The sequence below is a fragment of the Serratia sp. CY83965 genome, from assembly GCF_052166375.1.
Taxonomy (GTDB): Bacteria; Pseudomonadota; Gammaproteobacteria; order Enterobacterales; family Enterobacteriaceae; genus Serratia; species Serratia marcescens.
Genome location: NZ_JBJNOV010000001.1, coordinates 94991 through 113593 on the forward strand (window position 1 = coordinate 94991; position 18603 = coordinate 113593).

General features: G+C 60.5%; 23 protein-coding genes. 16 read left to right on the plus strand and 7 right to left on the minus strand.

Features of this window, described 5'->3' with window-relative positions:
• The first annotated feature begins 4 nt into the window (after positions 1-4).
• The 5 genes from ACJ8PL_RS00515 (at position 5) to ACJ8PL_RS00535 (ending at position 2981) form a co-directional block, all read left to right on the plus strand.
• Positions 5-886: a pirin family protein gene (locus ACJ8PL_RS00515; RefSeq protein ID WP_016928920.1), complete on the plus strand. Its 882-nt coding sequence runs from the start codon at positions 5-7 to the stop codon at positions 884-886.
• A 118-nt stretch (positions 887-1004) separates the two neighbouring features.
• The gene (ycaC, locus tag ACJ8PL_RS00520; protein ID WP_004928476.1) at positions 1005-1631 is read left to right on the plus strand and encodes an isochorismate family cysteine hydrolase YcaC; all 627 of its coding nucleotides are present in this window, start codon (positions 1005-1007) and stop codon (positions 1629-1631) included.
• Between the two features lie 154 nt (positions 1632-1785).
• Positions 1786-2115: a hypothetical protein gene (locus ACJ8PL_RS00525; protein ID WP_015376796.1), complete on the plus strand. Its 330-nt coding sequence runs from the start codon at positions 1786-1788 to the stop codon at positions 2113-2115.
• A gap of 75 nt (positions 2116-2190) precedes the next feature.
• Positions 2191-2643, plus strand: a complete 453-nt coding sequence (locus ACJ8PL_RS00530) for a thiol-disulfide oxidoreductase DCC family protein (protein WP_049299702.1) — start codon at positions 2191-2193, stop codon at positions 2641-2643.
• 86 nt (positions 2644-2729) lie between these two features.
• A complete protein-coding gene (locus ACJ8PL_RS00535; RefSeq protein WP_016928917.1) occupies positions 2730-2981 on the plus strand; it encodes a hypothetical protein in 252 nt (83 codons plus the stop codon).
• Here the strand turns inward: ACJ8PL_RS00535 and ACJ8PL_RS00540 are convergent.
• The 3 genes from ACJ8PL_RS00540 to ACJ8PL_RS00550 form a co-directional block, all read right to left on the minus strand.
• Positions 2972-3520, minus strand: a complete 549-nt coding sequence (locus ACJ8PL_RS00540; RefSeq protein ID WP_016928916.1) for a GNAT family N-acetyltransferase — start codon at positions 3518-3520, stop codon at positions 2972-2974. The genes ACJ8PL_RS00535 and ACJ8PL_RS00540 overlap by 10 nt on opposite strands.
• A 95-nt stretch (positions 3521-3615) precedes the next feature.
• Entirely contained in the window at positions 3616-4341 is a 726-nt protein-coding gene (locus ACJ8PL_RS00545; RefSeq protein ID WP_016928915.1) for a DUF2076 domain-containing protein, read from the minus strand.
• Positions 4342-4448: 107 nt separating this feature from the next.
• On the minus strand, positions 4449-5252 hold the full coding sequence (locus tag ACJ8PL_RS00550) for a helix-turn-helix transcriptional regulator (RefSeq protein WP_016928914.1): 804 nt from the start codon (positions 5250-5252) through the stop codon (positions 4449-4451).
• Between the two features lie 117 nt (positions 5253-5369).
• Between ACJ8PL_RS00550 and ACJ8PL_RS00555 the strand changes: the two genes are divergently transcribed.
• Positions 5370-6140, plus strand: a complete 771-nt coding sequence (locus ACJ8PL_RS00555) for a class I SAM-dependent methyltransferase (protein ID WP_049299700.1) — start codon at positions 5370-5372, stop codon at positions 6138-6140.
• Between the two features lie 57 nt (positions 6141-6197).
• On the opposite strand, the gene aqpZ is transcribed toward ACJ8PL_RS00555, so the two are convergent.
• Positions 6198-6893 carry an aquaporin Z gene (gene aqpZ, locus ACJ8PL_RS00560; protein WP_004940529.1) on the minus strand — a complete coding sequence of 232 codons (696 nt, stop codon included), beginning with the start codon at positions 6891-6893 and terminating at the stop codon, positions 6198-6200.
• Between the two features lie 425 nt (positions 6894-7318).
• Between aqpZ and ACJ8PL_RS00565 the strand changes: the two genes are divergently transcribed.
• A complete protein-coding gene (locus ACJ8PL_RS00565) occupies positions 7319-8680 on the plus strand; it encodes an esterase-like activity of phytase family protein (RefSeq protein ID WP_442530735.1) in 1362 nt (453 codons plus the stop codon).
• 31 nt (positions 8681-8711) lie between these two features.
• Here ACJ8PL_RS00565 and ACJ8PL_RS00570 read toward each other — a convergent pair whose 3' ends face one another.
• Complete coding sequence (locus ACJ8PL_RS00570; RefSeq protein WP_016928910.1) at positions 8712-9887, minus strand: low temperature requirement protein A; 1176 nt, start codon at positions 9885-9887, stop codon at positions 8712-8714.
• Positions 9888-10196: 309 nt separating this feature from the next.
• Between ACJ8PL_RS00570 and ACJ8PL_RS00575 the strand changes: the two genes are divergently transcribed.
• Both ACJ8PL_RS00575 and ACJ8PL_RS00580 read left to right on the plus strand, forming a co-directional pair.
• Positions 10197-10481, plus strand: a complete 285-nt coding sequence (locus tag ACJ8PL_RS00575; RefSeq protein WP_004940519.1) for a YdgH/BhsA/McbA-like domain containing protein — start codon at positions 10197-10199, stop codon at positions 10479-10481.
• Positions 10482-10722: 241 nt separating this feature from the next.
• Positions 10723-11280, plus strand: a complete 558-nt coding sequence (locus ACJ8PL_RS00580) for a class I SAM-dependent methyltransferase (RefSeq protein WP_016928909.1) — start codon at positions 10723-10725, stop codon at positions 11278-11280.
• On the opposite strand, the gene ACJ8PL_RS00585 is transcribed toward ACJ8PL_RS00580, so the two are convergent.
• Entirely contained in the window at positions 11281-11742 is a 462-nt protein-coding gene (locus tag ACJ8PL_RS00585) for a GNAT family N-acetyltransferase (protein ID WP_442530737.1), read from the minus strand.
• A gap of 219 nt (positions 11743-11961) precedes the next feature.
• Here ACJ8PL_RS00585 and ACJ8PL_RS00590 point away from each other — a divergent pair, with 219 nt between their 5' ends.
• The 4 genes from ACJ8PL_RS00590 to aroL all read left to right on the plus strand — a co-directional run bounded on the left by ACJ8PL_RS00590 (position 11962) and on the right by aroL (position 16399).
• Positions 11962-13077, plus strand: a complete 1116-nt coding sequence (locus ACJ8PL_RS00590; RefSeq protein ID WP_048795154.1) for an ABC transporter substrate-binding protein — start codon at positions 11962-11964, stop codon at positions 13075-13077.
• Positions 13070-15193, plus strand: coding sequence for a TonB-dependent siderophore receptor (locus tag ACJ8PL_RS00595; protein WP_049191782.1), 2124 nt, complete (start codon positions 13070-13072; stop codon positions 15191-15193). The genes ACJ8PL_RS00590 and ACJ8PL_RS00595 overlap by 8 nt, the downstream gene beginning before the upstream one ends.
• A gap of 53 nt (positions 15194-15246) precedes the next feature.
• Positions 15247-15765, plus strand: coding sequence for a GNAT family N-acetyltransferase (locus ACJ8PL_RS00600; RefSeq protein WP_442530739.1), 519 nt, complete (start codon positions 15247-15249; stop codon positions 15763-15765).
• 109 nt (positions 15766-15874) lie between these two features.
• Entirely contained in the window at positions 15875-16399 is a 525-nt protein-coding gene (aroL, locus tag ACJ8PL_RS00605; protein ID WP_016928904.1) for a shikimate kinase AroL, read from the plus strand.
• Between the two features lie 36 nt (positions 16400-16435).
• Here aroL and ACJ8PL_RS00610 read toward each other — a convergent pair whose 3' ends face one another.
• Positions 16436-17179 carry a helix-turn-helix domain-containing protein gene (locus tag ACJ8PL_RS00610; RefSeq protein WP_079450862.1) on the minus strand — a complete coding sequence of 248 codons (744 nt, stop codon included), beginning with the start codon at positions 17177-17179 and terminating at the stop codon, positions 16436-16438.
• Positions 17180-17275: 96 nt separating this feature from the next.
• Between ACJ8PL_RS00610 and ACJ8PL_RS00615 the strand changes: the two genes are divergently transcribed.
• From ACJ8PL_RS00615 to ACJ8PL_RS00625, 3 genes are all read left to right on the plus strand, one after another.
• A complete protein-coding gene (locus ACJ8PL_RS00615; RefSeq protein ID WP_115435609.1) occupies positions 17276-17680 on the plus strand; it encodes a nuclear transport factor 2 family protein in 405 nt (134 codons plus the stop codon).
• 47 nt (positions 17681-17727) lie between these two features.
• Positions 17728-17928, plus strand: coding sequence for a YaiA family protein (locus ACJ8PL_RS00620; RefSeq protein ID WP_015376810.1), 201 nt, complete (start codon positions 17728-17730; stop codon positions 17926-17928).
• A 144-nt stretch (positions 17929-18072) separates the two neighbouring features.
• Complete coding sequence (locus ACJ8PL_RS00625; RefSeq protein WP_025301723.1) at positions 18073-18573, plus strand: RNA polymerase sigma factor; 501 nt, start codon at positions 18073-18075, stop codon at positions 18571-18573.
• The last annotated feature ends 30 nt before the right edge of the window (positions 18574-18603 follow it).

The window sequence follows — 18603 nt, forward strand, 5'->3', positions numbered from 1 at the left end:
CAAGATGAAAAAAATCCTCGGTATTCACAACAGCCCGGAAGCGCATTGGGTCGGTAACGGTTTCCTGGTGAATTCGCTGTTCTCTTATAACGATTTGGGGGCGGAAATGAGCCCGTTCCTGCTGCTGGATCACGCGGCGCCAACCAAATTCCGCTCCGCCTCCGGCACCCGTGGCGTGGGTCAGCATCCGCATCGCGGGTTTGAAACGGTGACCATCGTCTATCAGGGCGAAGTGGAACACCGCGACTCGACCGGCAGCGGCGGGGTGATTGGCCCCGGCGACGTCCAGTGGATGACCGCCGCCTCCGGCATCCTGCACGAAGAGTTCCATTCGCGGGACTTCTCGCGCAAGGGCGGCACCATGGAAATGGTGCAGCTGTGGGTCAACCTGCCGGCCAAGGACAAAATGGCCGAGCCGGGTTACCAGACGCTGTTGAACGCCGATATTCCGGTGGTTCCGCTGGCGGACGGCGCAGGGCAGGTGCGGGTGATCGCCGGTGATTTTGGCGGCCACGCCGGCCCGGCACGCACTTTCAGCCCGCTCAACGTGTGGGACATGAAGCTGAATGCCGGCCATACCACCACGCTGACGGTGAAAGAAGGCCATACGCTGGCGCTGGTGATGCTGCACGGTGCGATCCTGGTCAACGGCGAAGACGTGGTGCGTGAAACCCAAATGGTGCGTTTCGACCGGGCGGGGGATTCGATCACCATCGAAGCCAACAACGACGTCGCGCTGCTGGTGCTGAGCGGCGAACCGATCGATGAGCCTATCGTCGGCTACGGCCCGTTCGTCATGAACAGCGACGCGGAAATCCAGCAGGCGTTCCGCGATTTCAACAGCGGCAAGTTCGGCAGCATGAACGCCGAAGCGAGCGCCGGTTGAACTTTGGCGCTTGGGGCGGGCCGTGTTTCCCGGCTCAGGCGCTACACTTAAACCTCAACGCCCCGCCGCAAGGCGGGGCGTTCCATCCGCAACATCAACCCCCCACAGGAGTAAAACCATGACTGCAAACTACAAGCGCCTCGACAAAGACCAGGCCGCCGTATTGCTGGTGGATCATCAGGCAGGGCTGCTTTCGCTGGTGCGTGATATCGATCCCGATCGGTTTAAAAACAACGTGCTGGCGCTGGGTGATTTAGCGAAGTACTTCAACCTGCCGACCATTCTCACCACCAGTTTCGAAAACGGCCCCAATGGCCCGCTGGTGCCGGAACTGAAAGCCCAATTTCCCGATGCTCCCTTTATTCCGCGCCCCGGCCAGATCAACGCCTGGGACAACGATGACTTCGTCAAAGCGGTAAAAGCCACCGGCCGCAAGCAGCTGATCATCGCCGGCGTAGTGACCGAAGTGTGCGTGGCATTCCCGGCGCTGTCGGCGCTCAATGAAGGTTTCGAGGTCTTTGTGGTGACCGACGCCTCCGGCACCTTCAATGAGCTGACGCGTCAGTCGGCCTGGAGCCGCATGGAAGCCGCCGGCGCGCAGCTGATGACCTGGTTCGGCGTCGCCTGCGAGCTGCACCGTGACTGGCGTAACGATATCGAAGGGCTGGGCACGCTGTTCTCCAACCATATCCCGGACTACCGCAACCTGATGACCAGCTATAACACGCTGACGAACGGTAAGTAACGCGACGGCCCTTTACCCAACCTTTCGCCTTTCATCACGTTAGACACGGGATGTAAGCAAAACGCAGTGAGGCGAAAAGGTAGCGAAAAGCGGCTTTCTCATGGGCCGGGGGCGGGGTAGCGTAATCCCGAACCCGGCAAATGAGGCTAATTCAATGAAACAAGCAATCAAGATCCTGGCGCTGCCCTGCATGGGCATGGCGCTATTGTTCAGCGCGAGCGCGATGTCGGCGCCTGAGAAGCCTGCGGCCAACGCGTTGCCGCCTTTGATGGATGCGCCGATGCGCATGCCGCCTTTCCCGGGCGGGCACCCGCCCAAGCCGGGATTCTGCCACGGCGGCGAGCTGTTCTGCGCCACCTCGGCCAGCGACAATCCGGTGGAAACCATCAACAAACTGACGGCGGTGATCCCGGCGGGCAGCGCCAAACATTACGAAGTGCGCGTCGCGGTGGTGGCCGTGCCTGACGCGCCGCCTGCGCCTTAACGAGCCCTGTCATCCCGTCCTGGCCTGGGCGCGCCAGGCGCGTTAGGCTAAGGAGAGCGGTTCTCGGGAGGCGGGATGACCCTTTTATCACAGCTGCCTTATCTCCAGCCCGGCGATCGCGCGCTGTTGTTCGACGGCGAATGCAATCTGTGTCACGGGCTGGTGAGATACCTTATTCGCGCCGATCGGCAGCGGCGCATTCTGTTGGCGACGGTGCAATCCGTCGAAGGGCAGGCGATCCTGCAGGCGCTGGGATTGCCGACCGATCGATTCGATTCCGTGGTCTATGTTGAGCAGGGGCGCTGTTGGCTACGTTCGGCGGCGTTGTTTCAGGCGCTGCGCCAATTGGGATGGCCGTACCGCGCGCTGGCGCTGGCGCGTTACCTGCCGCCGCGACTGGCGGACAAGGTCTATGATGCGGTCGCCGGCAATCGCTACCGGCTGTTTGGCCGCAACGACGGCAGCGGCCTGCCGGGCGCCGATCAGCCCGGGCGTTATCTGTCTCGGCGGCGGGAGCCGCCGGCCTGAGCTTTACGCTTCTTTACCATCCAATCGCTTGAAATATCAGCACTCCAACTCCATATAATGGAACGTTCAACCAACAAGGAGCGCGTATGGGAATCAGTGAAGAAGAGCGCATTCGCCGTTTGACCCAGGAGAAAAACGACATGGGCAATACGGCGAAATGGGTGGCGATCGTTTCCGCCGTGTACTTTGCCTTGATGGTGTTTTACGGCCACCCGACCGGCGTGTTGGCGATGTCGGGCGCGGTGTTCATCGTGTCGACCACGACCTGGCTAAAGAAGCGTCAGAAGGTCAAATCTTATCGCATGGCATTGGCCAAAATCAGCGACGATCAGCCCTGATAGTCGCCGCGCTTTAGTGTGTACACCAGGCTCGGCGCGGCGCCGGGCACGTCATCCAGCGTATCCACCCGCCGCATGCCGATCTTTTCCAGCACTCGCCACGACGCCTGATTCTCCGCTCGCACAATGGCGGAAATTTCCTCCATCGCCAATCCGACAAAACCATATCGCAGCGAAGCCCGCGCCATCTCGGTGGCCAACCCCATGCCCCAGACGCGTGTATCGAATCGATAGCCGAGGTTCACGGTGCGCTGCGCGCCGAGCGGTTTCCAGGACAATCCGCCAAAGCCGATAATCCAATCCGGCCGTTCGCGCAGGGCGATCGCCCAGGAACCGTAACCGTGTTGTTGCCACCCGGAAATCCTCTCTTGCAGCGCCGAGGCGGCCTGCGCTTCGCTGGTGAGCGGGCCGGCGGGATTGAAACGCTGGGTTTGCGGATCGCCGAAGATGGCGTAGAAACGTGCGAGATCCGCCATCACCGGCGGGCGCATCTGCAGGCGTTCGCTGAAAAAAGGGTCTGAAGGAGTAAGGCTCATCATCGTTTCTCCCGGCTGGATAAATGAACAGTGTTCACTGTAGACCAGATTGGTGAAACGGGAAATCCCCCTCTGCGGGTGAGAGGGGGCGAAGGGAATTACAGGAAGGAGTCGTCGTCGTCGCTGTAATCGTCGTCGGCGTAATCCGTGTCGTCCTGATAGCTGGCGTTCTGGAAGCCGTTGTCCTGGTTCAGGAAGCTGCCACCATCGCCGTTGTTGAAGGTATCGAGGTTGTTGGAGGCGTCGAAATTGCGCATTGCGCTGTCGTCCAGCGGCGCCGGGGTTTCCTCGATAATATTTACGATTTCCTGTGGTTGCGAATGGCGGAACATGCCGGTCAGCATGTCGGCCAACACCACGCCGCCAGCGACGCCCGCCGCCGTTTGCAAGGCGCCTCCCAGGAAGCCGCCGGCGCGTGAAGGCGCCGCCTGCTGCGGTTGGGCATAGGCAGGCTGCTGCTGCTGCGCGTTGTTCCAGGCCGCCGTATTTTGCTGCTGTGCCTGATACTGTTCGCGCGGGCTTGGCGTGCGGCTGCCGCCGCCGAACAGACCGGCCAGGAAGCCGCCGCTGCTCTGCTGGCCGTTGGCGGTTTGCTGCAGCTGTGCCACCTGAGCCTCCAGCTCTTTGACCCGCTGATCCATCTGCTTGAGCGCCGCCTCCTGAATAATCATCGCCTGCGCCATGTAATAAGGGGCGGAAGGCTGCTCGCGAATATGCTGGTTGATTTGCTGCTCTGCCTGGAGATCCCGTGGGCCCGTCTTGGTCTCGGCGTCTTTCAGGCGGCCAAACAGACCATCGATAAGGCGTTGTTCTTCGGATTGCATAGGAGTACCTCAGGAGATAAATAACGGTGCTGGATGATCATTATCATCGGTATTAATCACCCTAGCGCGTTTACATGAACCAATAAATAAATGGCGGGTAAACTTGCCTATGAATTTGTTACCAATTGCGGCAGCGGGATGAGCATCACCAGCTTCAGACCGGCGTGTTCTGCCGGGTGGAAGGTCAGTTGGCGATAGCGCAGTGCGCCTTGCCGAGAATGTTCGAACGCTCTTTCGCCGCCTTCGCGCGCCATGACGTCATGTTGCTTCCACCAGTGATTAAAGTCCGCGCTGTTGTGCGTCATGTTGCGCACGAAGGCGCGCATCTCTTCGGTATTTTGATGATGGCTGGTCTCGGCGCGAAACTCGGCCACCACGCGGCGAGCGCGTTCCTCCCAATCGCTGACCAGCGTTTTCGCCAACGGGTGGAAGAACATGAAGTGCAGCAGGTTGGGGCTGTTGGCCACATCCAGCCAGCCGCTGAACAGCGCCGCCGCCTGCGGGTTCCAGGCGACGACGTTCCAGGTCACGTCCAGCAGGTAGCAGGGCACCGTCATCTGGTGCACGCTTTGCAGCACCGCGTCGTTGGCGGTTTCGCGGTGTGTTTCCTGCTCGGGATCGGCGACGCGCGCGAGGGTAAACAGGTAGTGGCGTTCGGCCGGGCCGAGCCGCAGCGCCTTGGCGATGCGTGCCAGCGTATAGGGGGAAATGGATACCTCGCGGCCCTGTTCGATCCAGGTATACCAGGTGGCGCTGATGCCGCTGATTTGCGCCAGCTCTTCGCGCCGCAGGCCGCTGGTGCGACGGCGCGAGGAGCTGGGCAGGCCGAGCATTTCCGGCGTGATGCGTTCGCGGTGCGCCCGCAGGAACGCGCCGAGGGCCTTTGGCCCGGATAAGGCTTCTGATGTCATAGCGTGGTACCTATTTATACCAGGATAACTGCTCATATTGTACCCGTATAGTAGCCTGATTATAGTAGCCGAAAGCCTTCAGGCACAGGCGCAAGCCGGATAATAACGGGAGCAAACATGAGCATCAGCAACAGCCATAAAAACGCGGTAGACCGGCAGTTCGGCGAGCAGGCCAACGCCTACTTAACCAGCGCGGTACACGCGCAGGGCAAGGATTTGCAACGCCTTGCACAGTTACTGGAGCCGCACGCCGACGCGCGCCTGCTCGATCTGGGCTGCGGCGCCGGGCACGCCAGCTTCACGGCGGCGGCCAGGGTGGCGCAGGTGGTGGCCTACGATCTGTCGGCGCAAATGTTGGCGGTGGTGAAGCAGGCTGCGGCGGAAAAAGGCCTGAATAACATTCAGCTGCAGCAGGGCGTGGCCGAGTCTTTACCGTTTGAAGACGCCAGCTTCGATCTGGTCATCAGCCGCTATTCGGCGCACCACTGGCACGACGTCGGCCAGGCGCTGCGCGAGGTCAGGCGGGTACTCAAACCGGGCGGCAGAGCGATCTTTATGGACGTGGTCTCGCCGGGGCATCCGCTGCTGGATATCTACCTGCAAACCGTGGAAGTGCTGCGCGACACCTCGCACGTGCGCAATTATGCGCCGGGCGAGTGGCTGACGTTATTGACCGAAGCCGGGTTGGTGGTGCGTGAGGTGACGTCGGATCGCTTGATGCTGGAGTTCGGCAGCTGGGTGGCGCGCATGCGCACGCCGGCGCATTTCGTTACCGCGATCCGCGCGCTGCAGCAAAGCGTGTCGCAGGAGGTGGCGGCGCATTTCGCCATTCAGCCGGACGGCTCCTTTACCAGCGATATCATGATGTTTGCAGTGACGAAGGGCTGAAAGCAACGGGGCAGCCGATGAAGGCTGCCCCGTGAAACGCGATCGACTGCGATACGCTTATTTTTTGTCTTCCAGCAGGCAGCGGTAGATCAGGCCGCCGATAATGCCGCCGACCAGCGGCACCAGCCAGAACACCCACAGCTGCTGCAGCGCCCAGGTGCCCTGGAAGATCGCTACGCCGGTGCTGCGCGCCGGGTTGACGGAGGTGTTGGTCACCGGGATGCTGATCAGGTGGATCAGCGTCAGCGTCAGGCCGATCGCCAGCGGGGCAAAGCCTGCCGGCGCGCGCTTGTCGGTCACGCCGTGAATAACGATCAGGAAGAAGGCCGTCAGCACCAGCTCAATCACGATCGCGGCTTGCAGAGAATAACCGCCCGGTGAGTGTTCGCCGTAACCGTTGGAAGCGAAGCCGCCTGCGGTGGCGTCGAAACCGGCTTTGCCGCTGGCGATCAAATACAGCACCGCCGCTGCGGCGATACCGCCGATGACCTGAGCGATAACGTAAGGAATCACGTCTTTCGCCGCGAAACGGCCGCCGGCGAATAAGCCGACGGTGACCGCCGGGTTAAAATGCCCGCCGGAAATATGGCCGACGGCATAGGCCATCGTCACCACGGTCAAACCGAAAGCGAGCGCGACGCCGAGGAAACCAATACCCAGCTGTGGGAATGCCGCTGCCAATACTGCGCTACCACAACCACCAAACACCAACCAAAATGTGCCAAAAAATTCAGCAAAAAGTCGCTTTGACATAGATTCCATCCTGCGGAATAGACTAACGGGCGTTAGCACTAAAAACTATAGAACAGCTTTTTGAGTTCATGCAGATATTCTATAGAATTTTCTTAATGCACCTTGAATAACGGCGGTATTAAATCCCTGGTATTTTATTTTGTCTATGAGAAAAACACCGTTTTTCCCCGTGCCGACGCGCGTTTGCCGTTTTTTTTATCTTTACTATAAGAATTTACCCTAAGCAAAATGGCGGGGTATTTTCGGGCGGTTTTTTCCAGCGGTTTTCTCCATTCAATACGCTCAGGTTAATTGCTAATTTCTATTTGCCAGCCAACCTTATTGCTTGTTTTACATTTGACGCAGCGCCTGTTGTCATCTAAGTGTCATGCTAAATTAATATCTTCTTCTGCCTGATAACGCTTCATTCAACCTCGGGTAAAAACATGAGAATAAAATCGCTCTCCCTGCTGTTGGCTTCGCTGTTTCCTGTATTCACCTACGCTGCAGATATTGAGGTGGCGCGTTATGTGGTCGGCTTCCCCGGCGGGGAGCGCGTCGCCTATCAGGGGGCGTTTGCCAAGCATTTCCCGCAGGGGCTGCCGGTGGGGATCGGCTCAGGGCTGTCGTTCAATCGCAAGCAGGGCGACGATCTGGTGCTGACGACGCTGACCGATCGCGGCCCGAATGCTGATGCCCCTGCGGTGGGCAAGCAAGAAGCCAAGATTTTCGCCAATCCGCAATTCACGCCTCTGTTGATGGATATTCGCATCGGCGGCGGCAAGGCCGTGGCCGAGAATGCGCGGCCCTTGCATGACGAAAAAGGGCCGATTAGCGGGCTGCCGCTGCCGAGCGAGCTGATTGGTTCCACGAACGAAGTGGCCTTGAACGACGCGCTGCAACCGCTGTCCGGCGATCGCCGCGGGTTGGATACCGAAGGCATCATCGGTGACGGCAACGGCGGCTATTGGCTGTGTGACGAGTATGGCCCGTTTCTGATCCACGTCGACGACAAAGGCAAAATTCTCGCCAAATATGGCCCAACGCCGCAGGCCGGCGAGCAGGCGGTGGCGAGCGGTTTGCCGAACATCCTGAAGTGGCGCCAGCCTAACCGCGGTTTTGAGGGGCTGACTCGGATGCGGGATGGGCGCATTTTGGCGGCGGTGCAGAGCACGCTGGATGTCGATGGTAAAAGCAAAAACAAGGCGCAGTTTACCCGGCTGGTGAGCTTCGATCCGCGCAGTGGCAAAACTGCGATGTATGGCTATCCCATCGATATCGACCGCTATAAAAAAGCCAAAGACGCCAAGATTGGCGATGTCGTGGCGTTGGACAACCAGCGCATCCTGTTGATTGAACAGGGAACCGGTAAAGATAAGACGATGATCAACAAGATCTATCTGGTGGATCTCGCGCAGGCCAGCGATCTGAGTACGTTTGATGGCCAGGGTAAAGCGCTGGAATTCGACGACGCGCAAGATCTGGCTAAACGCGGCGTGAAGCTGGCGCAGAAACGGGAAGTGGCGGATCTGCGCCAGTTGGGCTGGCGCCAGGAGAAAGCGGAAGGGCTGGCGCTGATCGACGAGCGCACGCTGGCGGTGATCAATGACAACGATTTCGGCTTGCAGGCGAAGCTGGTGGATGCGTCGCCAAAGAGCAAAAAAATCGGCGACTACCAGTTGGAGAAAGAAGGGCGGTTGAGCCTCGACGGCGACAAGACCGACGCCCGTATCGAATTGCGCCCTCTGGAGCAGCCGGAGTCGCTGAGCGAGCTCTGGGTGCTCACCTTGCCGCAACCCTTGAAGTGATCGAGAGGGGGCGACAGCGCCCCCGTTCGCTTCAGGCTTCCGCGTGCCGCTGCGGCGCTCTGCCGCGCGAGATGCTCTCCCACACCGCCACCACCACCATGATCAGCGTCGTCAGGCCATTGACCATCAGCAGATCGGTTAAATAGGCGACAGGGGCCAATACCGCCAACGCCAGCAGCCCAACCAGGTGCGACAGCGGGAAGCGGCGATACACCAGCCGTTTATACAGCGCGTTGGCGAACAGGTAGAGCGCCGGGCCGAGCAGCAGCACCGCCGCCGTGGCGTGTTGGATGCGGCCATCGGGATGGGCGATCACCAGCTCGTTGGCCACGGCGCAGACGATGATGGCACCCACCAGCGCGACGTGCACGTAGTGGAAATAAGCGCCCAGCTGGCCGGGGTTTTCCGCCTGGCTGATGGCGTGGCTGCCTGCTTTGCTGCTGGTGTCGAAGTAAACCCACCACATCGCCAGGCTGCCGAGAAAGGCCACCAGCGAGGCGATGAGCACCGGCAGACTCCAGCTTTCCATCTCGCTCAGGGTGGCGCCGGTGATCAGAATGGTTTCCCCCAGCGCCACGATAACGAACAGCTGGCAGCGCTCCGCCAGATGGTGGCCTTCGATGGTCCATTCGCTGCTGCTGTCCGAGCGCCCCAGCACCGGCAGACGGAAGCCGAACATCGGCGAGACGTATTCGCACAAGACGGCGATCGCCCACAGCGCCAGGCGGGCATTGCCTTCCTCCAGCCCACCGGCGATCCAGAAGACGGCGGAGATGCACAGCCAGCCGAGGATGCGGCGAAAGTTCTGTTTCAACGGGTGACCAGGCGCCAGCAGGCGCAGCACCGTGACAGAGCGGCCGACCTGAATGGCGACATAGAACAGCGCGAAGATCAGGCCGCGCTCGCCAAACGCCTGTGGCAGCGCGGCGGCGGCGAACAGCCCCAGCAGCATGATCGCGAACAGCAGCAGGCGGATCTGACGGGTATCCGGATTGAACCAGTTGGTGACCCAGGCGGTGTATTGCCAGGCCAGCCAGACGGCGAACCACAGCAGCAGGGTTTCCAGCGCGCCGGTCAGCGTCAGATGATGCAACAGATAGTGGGAGAGTTGGGTCACGGCGAAAACGTAGATCAGATCGAACAGCAGCTCGGAAAATGACACCGAAGCGCCCTGACCGTCACGCACGCGCAGCAGGTTTTGCGACATAAGCGTTCTTCCTTAAAAGGGTAAGCCACAAAATCAGCGTAGCTCAGCGCGCTCCGGCGGGTAAAAAATCTTAAATAGACGCAGCGCGCGTTCTTTCTTTCACCCTGCCTTTAATTGTTCATCAAATAGGGGTAAGGTGAAGCCTATAAAGCCACTCTCGCCTGAAAATACACACCCGCTCTCACTTCCTCCTTATTCTCCTCACAATGATTGATGTTCTTTACGTTGCATGACGTCCGTTTTCATTGGCTGGCGGATAATTAACATCACTGACAACGAGCTAATAAACAAGAACACCTGGAGTCAATCATGAAACTCATCCCAAGCATCGCAGCCGTATTGATCGCCGCCGCTTCCTTCTCCACTTTCGCCGCGCCGCTGTCGTCGGTGAAACAGGTCAACAGCGAGCAGGCCGCCAATCTGCAAAGCATCGGCGTCGTGTCGGTTTCCGGCATTAGCGGCTCACCGCATGATGCCATCACCGCCCTTAAAGAAAAAGCCGCGGCGGACGGCGCCAGCCATTATCGCATTATCGGTCTGGACACCCCCGGGGATTCCAGCAACTGGCGCGGCAATGCGGAAATTTATCGCTAAGCATCGGCTTTTTTACGCTTTGGCCGCGGCAACGCGGTCAATAAAATAAATGGTCGTACTAATTATCTGAGTGGTCGGTGTTTAAACGACTTATTTTCAGGTCATTATTACGGCCGTTTTTCTTTGCGTGCCGCTGATGAGGTTGCATTTTATTACAACTGTGTCTGCCGCTTTCGGAATCATGTTAATGATTACTTAAGAAATTCGGCTCACATTGAGGGCTTAACCCAAGGAGGCCTCAATGTTAAATGCGACCCGGCTGCAACTGATGAATCACTTCGCTTACCTGCAGCAATTTATGGCTTCACCGCGCACCGTCGGTACGCTGGCACCTTCTTCCCCGTGGCTGTGTCAGGCGATGCTGAACCAGATTGAATGGACCCGGGCGCTGTCGATCGCGGAACTGGGGGCGGCCGACGGGGTGTTGACCAAACGCATTTTGGGGCGGATGCGCGCCGATGCGGCGCTGGAGGCTTTCGAAATCCAGCCCCATTTCGTGCATCGGCTGCGCGGGATAGACGATCGGCGGCTGCAGGTGATGGGCCATTCGGCGACCCGGATGGCCACGGATTACGACGTGGTGTTTTCCTGCCTGCCTCTGCTGTCGATCCCGGTCAGGATCAGCGTGCGCATTCTTCAGCAGGCCCGGCAGCGGCTGCTGGCGCGCAACGGCACGCTGGTGCTGTTCCAATACAGCCACCTGTCGGAAAAATTGCTGTCCCGCTATTTTCACTGGAGGCGCCTGCGGGTGGTGCGCAACTTCCCGCCGGCGCTGGTGTATGTCTGTACGCCGCGTTAGCTACAGCGTTTTCGCCATCACCACCACGTCTTCGTCATGCTGCCGCCGGCGTTCCAGAGGTTGCCAACCCCAGCCGGCGTACAGCACTTCCGATTTGTCGGTGATGAGATGCAGAACCGAGTGATGGCGCTGCCGTGCCGCCTCGACGATGGCCATTTCAAGACGGTGGGCGATGCCCTTGCGGCGGTGATCGGGATGCACGAAGACGCCGGCCAGCCACGGGGTGAGATCCTGGCGCTGATGGTCGTCGCTGGGCCACAGGCTGGCCATGCCCACCGGACGATCGCCGTCGATCATCATCAGCGTCAGGTGGTCGTCGCTTGGCCGGCTGCATTGGGCGAAACGCAGCTGGGTGCGCGCCAGCGAACCGCCGCGCTGTGAGCCCCATTGGCCGAAAGCCCAGGCGGCGCACACATCGGCAAACTGCGGGCACTCCGACAGCGGAATGATGCGTTGAGTCATGGCGGTCTCCCGGTTTTTTTGCTGTTTCCCCCTCCTATTTAACCGATTTTTCCGCCATTTTTTTAACTTTTTAAAGCCGCTATTTTAGCGGTTTCACGGTGTTTCACCGCGTGCCCGGCACCGTTTCCCGGATTTCTTTTGGCAATCGCGGCGTGGGATTGCAAGTGCTAATGAGAGTGATTATCATGCGCACACTATTTCCCCCGTTTCGGCTCAATCATGCGCAATTCCCTCATTTTACTGCTGCTTTCCCTGTGGTTCGGCGTGTTCTCCGCCCAGGCGAAGACGGTGACCGATATCACCGGCCGCCAGGTCGCGGTGCCGGACAACCCGCAGCGCATCGTGGTGGGGGAGAGCCGCATGCTGTATACGCTGGCGCTGCTGGAGCCGGGCAACCCGGCGCAGCGCATCATCGGCTGGCCGGCGGATCTGGCGCGCTTTGATGCGCAAAGCTGGCAGCTTTATACGCAGAAGTTTCCCCAGATAGCCCAGATCCCCGTCATCAGCGGCAATAACTTTCGCCAGGTCAACATCGAAAGCCTGCTGCAGCTGAAGCCGGATCTGGTGATCCTGGCGCGCTACGCGCGGGAAGACGGCGACAACGATCGGCTGGTTTCCGCACTGAGCAAGGCCGGCGTGGCGGTGATCTACGTCGATTTGCGCATCGATCTGCTGAACAACACCGTGCCGAGCGTGCGGCTGCTGGGCGAAGTGCTCAACCGCCAGCAGCGCGCCGAGCAATTCATCACGTTTTATCAGCAGCATATGGCGGTGGTTCAGCAACGGCTGGCGGGCTATCAGGGACCGAAGCCCAAAGTGATGCTGCACCTGCATCTGGGGCGGCGCGACACCTGCTGCACCACCGCCGCGCACGGCAATCTCGGCGATCTGCTGACCTTCGCCGGCGGCGACAACATCGCCAACGCCAGCGTCAAAGGGGTGTATGGTGAACTGAACCCGGAAACCATTCTGAGCGCCAATCCTGACGTGTACCTCGCCACCGGCATGGCCGGCCCGCAGGGCAAACGGCTGTCCGATCTGCGCCTCGGGCCGCAGGTCAGCCCGCAGGAGGCCGCCGACAGCTTCCGCCGGCTGATCGCCAAACAGCCGATGCTGACCAACCTGCAGGCGGTGAAAAACCACCGCGCCTGGAGCGTCTGGCACAATTTTTACCTCAGCCCGTACCATGTCGTGCTGGTCGAGATGTTCGCCAAAGCGTTTTACCCGGATCTGTTCGCCGACATCAACCCGCAGCAGACCTTCCAACAGTTGTATCAGCAGTTTTTGCCGTTACCTTTTTCAGGGACCTATTGGAGTCAGTTAGATAATGAATAACAACAAGCGCGGCTGGTGGTGCGCATTGCCTTTGGCGGCCTGCGCGACATCGCCGGCGTGGGCGGCGGAAAAAGCCGCGCCGCAGGAAGAGAACCTGGTGGTGGTCGGCCGCAAAGACGCCGACGGCGTGCAGAGCTATCAGCCGTTGACCAGCGTCACCGGCACCCGCAGCGAAACCAACCTGCTGAATGTGCCGCAAGCGATCGACGTGGTGCCGCAACAGGTGATTGCCGATCAGGCTGTCAGCAGCCTGGACGAAGCGCTGTACAACGTCAGCGGCATTACCCAGGCCAACACGCTGGGGGGCACCCAGGACGCGGTAATGAAACGCGGCTTCGGCGACAACCGCGACGGCTCCATTCTGCGCGACGGCGTGCGTTCGGTGCAGGCGCGCAACTTTACGCCGACCACCGAGCGGGTGGAGGTGCTTAAGGGGCCTGCCTCGATGCTGTACGGCATGGGCGAGCCGGGCGGGATGATCAATATGATCACCAAAAAACCCCAGCTGCAGCAGCACACCCACGTGGAAGGTTGGGGCAGCAGCTTCAACGGCGGCGGCGGCCAGCTTGACGTTACCGGGCCGCTCGGCACGTCGGGATTTGCCTATCGGATGATCGTCGATCACGATGAAACCGACTACTGGCGCAACTTTGGCCGCAATCGCCAGACGGTGATCGCGCCCTCGCTGATGTGGTACGGCGAGAACACCACCGTGCGGTTGGCCTATGAACATATGGAATATCTGGTGCCGTTCGATCGCGGCACCATTATCGATTCGCGCACCGGCAAACCGGTGAATACGCCGCGCGATCGCCGTTTCGACGAAGCCTATAACGCCACCCGCGGCGATCAGGACAGCGTCACTCTGCAGATCGATCAAACGCTCAATGAGCGCTGGAAAAGCTCGCTGACCTACGCCTACAGCCGCAACAGCTACAGCGACAACCAGGCGCGCGCTACGGCGCTGAACCCGGAGAGCGGCGCATTGAGCCGCCAGGCCGACTCGACCGCCCATGCCGTCAGCCACGCCAACGCGGTGCAGCTGACGCTCAATGGCGACGTGGACTGGGGCAGCATCAACCACCAGATGCTGTTCGGCTTTGATTTTGAAGATAACCGTACCTACCGCGGCGACATGATCCGCGGTAAAAAGAACAGCGATTTCAATATCTATCATCCGGTATACGGCCTGATGCCGCCGTCGACCGCGGTCAGCGCCAAAGACAGCGACCAGCGGGAAAATCTCACCAGCTACGGCTGGTTTATGCAGGACTCCATCCAACTGACCGATAAATGGCTGGTGATGGGCGGGCTGCGTTACGACGCTTTCGACGTCTATGCCGGCAAGGGGCGGCCGTTCCAGACCAACACCGACAGCTCGGACGGCAAGCTGGTGCCGCGCGCCGGTGTGGTCTACAAGCTGACGCCTTACGTGTCGCTGTACAGCAGCTATACCGAGTCGTTCAAGCCGAACTCTTCCATCGCCACCCAAATTGATTCGCTGCCGCCGGAACAGGGCAAGTCGTGGGAAGTCGGCGGCAAGCTGGCGCTGCCGAACGGCGTCACCGGCACGCTGGCGCTGTTCGACATCACCAAACGCAACGTGATGGTCAATGAGCTGGTGGAGGGCGAAACCGTGACGCGCACCGCCGGGCGCGTGCGTTCGCAGGGCGTGGAGCTGGACGTGGCCGGTAATCTTACCGACTCGCTGAGCCTGATCGGTTCCTATGCGTATACCGACGCCCGCGTGGTGGACGATCCGGACAACAAGGGCAAAGAGATGACCAATGTGGCGCGCCATACCGCCTCGCTGTTCCTGACCCAGAACCTCGGCAGCCTGGGCCTGTACAGCGGCGATGAGGTGCGCATTGGCGCCGGTGCGCGCTACGTAGGGCGCCGCCCGGGCGACGCCGCCAACAGCTTCTACCTGGATAACTACACCGTTGCCGATGCGTTCGCCGCTTACACCATGCCGATCAACGGCTATCGGGTGAAATGGCAGCTGAACGTGAAGAACCTGTTCGATAAAACCTACTATCCGTCCAGCGGCGGCAATCTGCGCGTGGCGGTGGGGGAACCGCGTGAGGTGGTGCTGCGCGGCAGTATCGATTTCTGAGCCACGGGCGGTGAAATTTGCTTAAATAACCGCCCCAACGTTAAGGAGAACCCATGAGCCTGCAGATCCGTTTGGCGCAGCAGCAGGATATCGCGCATCTGATGGCGGTTGAGCGCTCGGCGGCGCAATTGTTTCGCCAACAGCCGGAATGGCGCTTTATCGCCGAAGGCGAGGTGATGGTCCCGCAGCAGCATGCCGCGTTTATCGCCGAGCGCCGTGAATGGCTGGCGGAAAGCGACAACGGCGAGTGCGCCGGTTTTATCGCCGTGCTGGCTCAGGGGAAAGACTGGCATATCGCCGAATTATCGGTCGCCGGTGCCTGGCAACGGCAGGGCGTCGGCCGCCGCCTGATCGGCGCGGTGGCGGAAGAGGCCAAACGGCAGGGGGCCGACCGCCTGACGCTCACCACCTTCATTGAGGTGCCGTGGAATGCGCCTTACTACCGGCGGCTGGGATTCCGGCCGCTTGACGATGCGCGGCTCACGGTCGCCCTGCGGCGGCACCTGGATGAAGATCTGGCGCACGGCTTTGCCGTCGGCAGTCGCTGTGCCATGGAATTTACACTATCGTAAATATTGAAATACAGAGCGGGCAGGGTATGATGCTGCCACCACGCCATCGCACCCGCTCGGTATTTTGGTATGCAATGCACTCAAGTCACCGCATAAGGGACAACCCGTAATGACACAAACCCTGTTCATGATAGGCGCTCGCGGAGCCGGCAAGACCACGGTAGGCAGCGCATTGGCGCTGGCGTTGGGCTATCAGTTCGTCGATACCGATCTGTTTATGCAGCAGGCGGCGCAGATGAGCGTAGCGGAAATGGTCGAGCGCGAGGGCTGGTTGGGGTTCCGCCGCCGCGAGACCATCGCGTTGCAAACCGTGACCAAGCCGTCAACTATAGTTGCCACTGGCGGCGGCGCGATCCTGGCGGAGGAGAACCGTCAGTTTATGCGCCAGCATGGCACCGTTATCTACCTGCGCGCGCCGGCCAGCGTGTTGGCGCAGCGGTTGGAAGAGTACCCGGAAGATGCGCAGCGCCCGACGCTCACCGGCAGGCCGATCGCCGAGGAGATGCGCGAGGTGCTGGCCGCGCGCGAAGCGTTGTATCAGGAGGCCGCGCATTACGTGATGGATGGCGCCGCCGATCCGCAGCGGGTGGTGGAACAAATCCTCGCGGTGCTGCCGCGTGAGACGGTGAAGTAACCCTTTCTTCTCTTCGGGCGCTGGGCGCCCGTTTTCTTATTCCGCTTGCCGAGCCGGTGCAAAGTACGCCCCGGGCGTGACGCCGAAGCGGCGGCGAAAGGCGGCGATGTAGGCGCTGACGTTATCATAGCCGCAGGCGTCGGCCACCTCGCCAACCGCTTTGCCGCGTGATAATCCCTCCAGTGAACGCAACACCCGCGCCTGCTGGCGCCACAGCGCGAAGCTGATGCCGGTTTCCTGCAGAAAACGGCGGCTCAGGGTGCGCGGGCTGAGCCCGGCCCAGACGGCCCAGTCGCGCTGGCTGCGCGGGCTGGCGGGATCGTTCAGCAGCGCACGGGCGATGTTCAGCAACCGGGCGTCCTGCGGCAGCGGCAATTGCAGCGGCGCGCGGCTTGCCGCGTGCATTTCGTCCAGCAGCACCTGCAGCAGCCGCCGTTGCGGCGCACTCAGCGGGCCGGCGGGGAACTGCGCGATGCGCGCCACCAGGGCCTGCAACAGCGCAGAGGCCGTGAACAGCTGCGGCAGCGGCGGCATCTCCGGCACGCTTTCCCTCGGCAGATACAGACTCCAGCCCGCCACGTCGCCGCAGGCCAGCGCCTGATGGGCGCATCCCGGCGGCAGCCAGCCCAGTGTGCCGCCGGTGATCGCCCATTGCCGGCCCGGGAGTTCCATTGCCAGCATGCCGCGCGTCAAGAGATAGATCTGGCCGCCTTCGTGCCGGTGCCAGGGCGTCAGGTGCTTTTTTTCATGCTGAAGGCGTTGGCTGCGGATCTGCGTCATGTTGGCCGTTTAACGTTATTGAAAGTCTTGATGTGGTTATTATGCCATCGCCTGGCCGGGATAGGATCGCCTTTCACCCTATTTCGGAGAAATGTGATGACTCAACTTACCCCGCTGAATCTGGTGCTCGATACGCTGCAGCAGGTGGTCGCCAGCCCGGAGCATCGGCCGACGCAGCTCGCCGCCCGTTTCAGCGCAGGCTACCGCCAGCAGGTGGATGGCAAGGTGCTGAACTTCGAGCAGTTTGAGCAGCATATGGCGCTGCTGAAGCGGCAAACCCGCCGCATGACGCTGAGCGTGATCGCGGCGGCGGCGCAGGGCGAGGCGGTGCTGACCCACCATCTGGTCGAGGTGGAAAAGCGCGACGGTTCCCGCAGCCGCGTGCGGGTGCTGGCGCACTTCACCGTGCGTGAAGGGCGTATTTGCGCCTGCGACGAATTGACCGAGCTGTTGACGGGCGCCCCCGGCGATCGCGATCTTGGCTCGCGCGTGTCGGAATGAGGGCGGCTGCTATACTTGCTACTGTGTGAAACACACGGGAGAACGGCATGCGCGAAAATGATCAACCTGCTTATCCGCGGAGTGCCCGCGTCGTAGAGGTGTTTCGGGGTGACCCGAACCTGCATCTGCGCCGTTTTGAAGTGCGCACCGACGACATTGAGCCGAATACGCTGCTCAGTGAACATGAAACCGAGCAGGAAGCGCTCGACGCCAAGCACCGCTATGAAGACGAGGCGCTAGAGCACTGACCTGCAGCCCAGCGGAAACCGGCGTCAGGCCGGTTTCCTGTTTATCCCCGCCTTAGCACATATTTCCCAGAACAATATTGATAATGATAATCATTTATGTGATTTTTATCGCCCCTATTGGGTGTTTCACTTCTGGGAAAAGAGATGTCCAATTCCGAGTTGCAGGCGCTGTTTCTGCGCCATATGCGGCCGCTGCAAGCCTATTTGAACGCCAAACTGCGCGACCCTCAGCTGGCCGCGGATTTGGCGCAGGAAAGTTTTACCCGCCTTACCGAGCAGTATCCGCAGGGTAACATTCTCGATATTGAGGCCTACCTGTATAAAACCGCCAAGAATCTGATGCTCGACCATCTGCGCCAGCAGCAGCGGCGGCAGACCGAAGCGGTCGAAGACGACATTCTGGCGCAGTATCCCTCGGGTGAACCGGCGCTTGAACAACGGGCGATCGATAGCCAACTGCTGCAGTTGTTACAGCAGGCGCTGGCGGACATGCCGCCGCGCACGCAGCAGATTTTCCGCCTTAACCGGCTCGATGGCCTGACCCAGGCGCAGGTGGCGGCGCAGCTGGGCGTGTCGCTCAGCACGGTGGAAAAACACCTGGCCAGCGCGCTGGAGCGGCTGATGGCGCGGATGGAAGAACAATAATGGCAATTTTTTTACGGGTTTATCCGCGCT

Excerpts from the sequence above, each read along its gene's own strand:
- ACJ8PL_RS00565 (WP_442530735.1), top strand. The coding sequence starts at position 7,319 with ATGAGAATAAAATCGCTCTCCCTGCTGTTGGCTTCGCTGTTTCCTGTA.
- ACJ8PL_RS00585 (WP_442530737.1), bottom strand. The coding sequence starts at position 11,742 with ATGACTCAACGCATCATTCCGCTGTCGGAGTGCCCGCAGTTTGCCGAT.
- ACJ8PL_RS00625 (WP_025301723.1), top strand. The coding sequence starts at position 18,073 with ATGTCCAATTCCGAGTTGCAGGCGCTGTTTCTGCGCCATATGCGGCCG.
- ACJ8PL_RS00540 (WP_016928916.1), bottom strand. The coding sequence starts at position 3,520 with ATGATGAGCCTTACTCCTTCAGACCCTTTTTTCAGCGAACGCCTGCAG.
- ACJ8PL_RS00570 (WP_016928910.1), bottom strand. The coding sequence starts at position 9,887 with ATGTCGCAAAACCTGCTGCGCGTGCGTGACGGTCAGGGCGCTTCGGTG.
- ACJ8PL_RS00620 (WP_015376810.1), top strand. The coding sequence starts at position 17,728 with ATGCGCGAAAATGATCAACCTGCTTATCCGCGGAGTGCCCGCGTCGTA.
- ACJ8PL_RS00595 (WP_049191782.1), top strand. The coding sequence starts at position 13,070 with ATGAATAACAACAAGCGCGGCTGGTGGTGCGCATTGCCTTTGGCGGCC.
- ACJ8PL_RS00590 (WP_048795154.1), top strand. The coding sequence starts at position 11,962 with ATGCGCAATTCCCTCATTTTACTGCTGCTTTCCCTGTGGTTCGGCGTG.
- aqpZ (WP_004940529.1), bottom strand. The coding sequence starts at position 6,893 with ATGTCAAAGCGACTTTTTGCTGAATTTTTTGGCACATTTTGGTTGGTG.
- ACJ8PL_RS00535 (WP_016928917.1), top strand. The coding sequence starts at position 2,730 with ATGGGAATCAGTGAAGAAGAGCGCATTCGCCGTTTGACCCAGGAGAAA.
- ACJ8PL_RS00515 (WP_016928920.1), top strand. The coding sequence starts at position 5 with ATGAAAAAAATCCTCGGTATTCACAACAGCCCGGAAGCGCATTGGGTC.
- ACJ8PL_RS00530 (WP_049299702.1), top strand. The coding sequence starts at position 2,191 with ATGACCCTTTTATCACAGCTGCCTTATCTCCAGCCCGGCGATCGCGCG.
- ACJ8PL_RS00580 (WP_016928909.1), top strand. The coding sequence starts at position 10,723 with ATGTTAAATGCGACCCGGCTGCAACTGATGAATCACTTCGCTTACCTG.
- ACJ8PL_RS00615 (WP_115435609.1), top strand. The coding sequence starts at position 17,276 with ATGACTCAACTTACCCCGCTGAATCTGGTGCTCGATACGCTGCAGCAG.
- ACJ8PL_RS00575 (WP_004940519.1), top strand. The coding sequence starts at position 10,197 with ATGAAACTCATCCCAAGCATCGCAGCCGTATTGATCGCCGCCGCTTCC.
- ACJ8PL_RS00610 (WP_079450862.1), bottom strand. The coding sequence starts at position 17,179 with ATGACGCAGATCCGCAGCCAACGCCTTCAGCATGAAAAAAAGCACCTG.
- ACJ8PL_RS00555 (WP_049299700.1), top strand. The coding sequence starts at position 5,370 with ATGAGCATCAGCAACAGCCATAAAAACGCGGTAGACCGGCAGTTCGGC.
- aroL (WP_016928904.1), top strand. The coding sequence starts at position 15,875 with ATGACACAAACCCTGTTCATGATAGGCGCTCGCGGAGCCGGCAAGACC.
- ACJ8PL_RS00525 (WP_015376796.1), top strand. The coding sequence starts at position 1,786 with ATGAAACAAGCAATCAAGATCCTGGCGCTGCCCTGCATGGGCATGGCG.
- ACJ8PL_RS00550 (WP_016928914.1), bottom strand. The coding sequence starts at position 5,252 with ATGACATCAGAAGCCTTATCCGGGCCAAAGGCCCTCGGCGCGTTCCTG.
- ACJ8PL_RS00545 (WP_016928915.1), bottom strand. The coding sequence starts at position 4,341 with ATGCAATCCGAAGAACAACGCCTTATCGATGGTCTGTTTGGCCGCCTG.
- ACJ8PL_RS00600 (WP_442530739.1), top strand. The coding sequence starts at position 15,247 with ATGAGCCTGCAGATCCGTTTGGCGCAGCAGCAGGATATCGCGCATCTG.
- ycaC (WP_004928476.1), top strand. The coding sequence starts at position 1,005 with ATGACTGCAAACTACAAGCGCCTCGACAAAGACCAGGCCGCCGTATTG.